Source organism: Streptomyces sparsus (assembly GCF_054776295.1).
Window position 1 is genome coordinate 1 of record NZ_BAAHCA010000768.1, and the last position, 2410, is coordinate 2410.

Sequence of the window (2410 nt, forward strand, 5' to 3'; positions counted from 1 at the left end):
GAGGCGGCCGAGCCGCGGCCCTGGTTCGCCATCGGCGGCGTCAACGCCGACAACCTGGACGAGGTGCTCGACGCCGGGGCCCGCCGGGTCGTGGTGGTGCGCGCCCTCACCGCCGCCGACGACCCGGAAGCCGCGGCCCGGCATCTCAGCAGGCGGCTGCGGGAGCGCTGAGCTGCCGTTTCGTCCCGGCGGGCTGTCCAGTGGCTGGAACGCCCTGCCGAGCACGGGCGTGCGCCGGTTAGCCTGCCGGTATGGCCCTCGGCATCTCCTCCACCCGGACCGATCACGCGCGCACCATCCGTGAGCTGCTCGCCTCCGGCGAGCGTTCCTACTCCTTCGAGTTCATGGCTCCGAAGACGGACAAGGGCGAGCGGACGCTGTGGAACGCCATCCGCCGCATCGAGTCGGTCGGGCCGACGTTCGTCTCGGTGACGTACGGCGCGGGCGGATCGTCCCGGGAGGGCACGGTCCGCGCCACCGAGCGCATCGCGACGGACACCACGCTGACCCCGGTCGCGCACCTGACCGCGGTGGACCACTCGGTGGCCGACCTGCGCAACATCATCGGCCAGTACGCGGGCGCGGGCATCAGGAACATGCTGGCGCTGCGCGGCGATCCGCCCGGCGACCCGCTGGGGGAGTGGGTGCCGCACCCGCAGGGCGTCACGTACGCGTCGGAACTCGTCGAACTCATCAAGGAGTCGGGTGACTTCTGCGTCGGCGTGGCGGCCTACCCGGAGATGCACCCCCGCTCGTCGGACTGGGACACCGACGTCCGCCACTTCGTCAACAAGTGCCGGGCCGGCGCGGACTACGCGATCACCCAGATGTTCTTCTATCCGGACGACTACCTCCGCCTGCGCGACCGGGTCGCCGCGGCGGGTTGCGACACCCCCATCATTCCGGAGATCATGCCGGTCACGAACGTGCGGCAGATCGAACGGTTCGCGCAGTTGAGCAACGCCTCGTTCCCGCCGGAGCTGGCGAAGCGGATCCTCGCAGTCAAGGACGATCCGGCGGCTGTACGCTCGGTCGGGATCGAGTACGCCACGGAGCTCTGCGCGAGGCTGATGGCCGAGGACATCCCCGGCCTTCACTTCATCACGCTCAACCACTCCACGGCGACGCTGGAAATCTACGAGAATCTGGGGCTGCACCGGCGGTCCTGAAGATCCGGTGAGGGGGCGTACATGGGCTGGGCGGTCCTCTACATCGCATTCGGCGTGGTCGCACTGTGGCTGCTGGGCGAGGTGCTGCTGCAGTACAAGGCGCGGCTGCGCTGGCGGCTGCTCGCCTTCTTCGGCTTTCTCGGAGTGGTCATAGGCGTGCTCATGCCTTCCGTCTGGGTGATCGGCGCCGGCACGGCGGCCTTCGCGGTCGGCCAGACGTTCGTCACCCTCTCCTTCCGGCAGGGCTTCTCCACCGGCTGGGCACTGGGCGGCATGCCCGGTGCCAGCAAGCGGCGGCGCCCGGACCAGGCGAACGGCCAGGACGCCAAGCGGCACGCCGAACCGGTGCTGGAGGTCTCCGAGTTGGAGGAGACGGCCGCGTGGCAGCCCGCGGCGGCCGGTTCCTACAAGCTCGAGCCGATGCCGGACGACACCGGCCAGTACGGCGTCTACGACCGCGGCTCCGAACCGGCCGCGGCGGTCGACGAGTTCGCCGAGACCGACGTGTGGGGGCAGCGCCCCGACCCGTACGCGTCCGGCGTCCAGCAGCCCGGCCACCCGGACGCGCAGGGCCGGTCGGAGCAGGACGCGACCCCGTCCCCCGCGGAGCACGGCTACGCGGGGGGCTTCGGTTATCCGGCCGAGCAGCCGACGGCCTACGCCGCCTACTCCGACCCCTACGTGGGCGGCTCCCCGGCGTCCGCACAGTCGCAGAGCTACGGCGACACGGGCGGCTACGCGCCGTCCTCGGGGTACTCCGGCTACGACTCGGCGGGCTACGACAGCGGCGGCTATCCGCAGGCCGGCTACGGCACGGGCGGCTACCAGCAGGGCGGTTACGACGCGGGCCAGGGCTACTCCGGCGATCCCGCGCAGAGCGGCTCCTACGGGCAGGACCAGGGAGCGGCCTCCCACCCGCAGTACGGGTACAACGCCGGGTACGGGCAGGGCGACGCAGGCTACGGCCAGAGCGGCGGCACCTGGGACGGCGGCTACGACTCCGGCGCCCACTCCGATCCCGCCGGCCAGTACCCGGCGGCGCAGCAGGCGCCGGCGGACGGAATGTGGGTGCCGCAGCAGCGGGACGCCGAACCGGAGCCGTCCCCCTACCCTTACGACAGCAACGGCTACCCCAACCCGCCGCAGCGCTGGTAACGCGCCCTCGGGGCGTCCGGCAGGGCGCGGCGAGGGGCCGGAGCCCCGGTGGCCGCAGGGCTGGGGCGCAGGGCTGGGGGCCGCAG

3 protein-coding genes are annotated in these 2410 nt (G+C 72.2%); all 3 read left to right on the plus strand.

Going from position 1 to position 2410, the window contains the following annotated elements:
• On the plus strand, positions 1-171 hold a 171-nt coding region (locus ACYVE9_RS23160; RefSeq protein ID WP_461029831.1), incomplete at its 5' end, for a thiamine phosphate synthase.
• 80 nt (positions 172-251) lie between these two features.
• On the plus strand, positions 252-1169 hold the full coding sequence (gene metF, locus ACYVE9_RS23165; RefSeq protein ID WP_461029829.1) for a methylenetetrahydrofolate reductase [NAD(P)H]: 918 nt from the start codon (positions 252-254) through the stop codon (positions 1167-1169).
• A 21-nt stretch (positions 1170-1190) separates the two neighbouring features.
• The gene (locus ACYVE9_RS23170; protein WP_461029830.1) at positions 1191-2324 is read left to right on the plus strand and encodes a hypothetical protein; all 1134 of its coding nucleotides are present in this window, start codon (positions 1191-1193) and stop codon (positions 2322-2324) included.
• Positions 2325-2410: the final 86 nt, after the last annotated feature.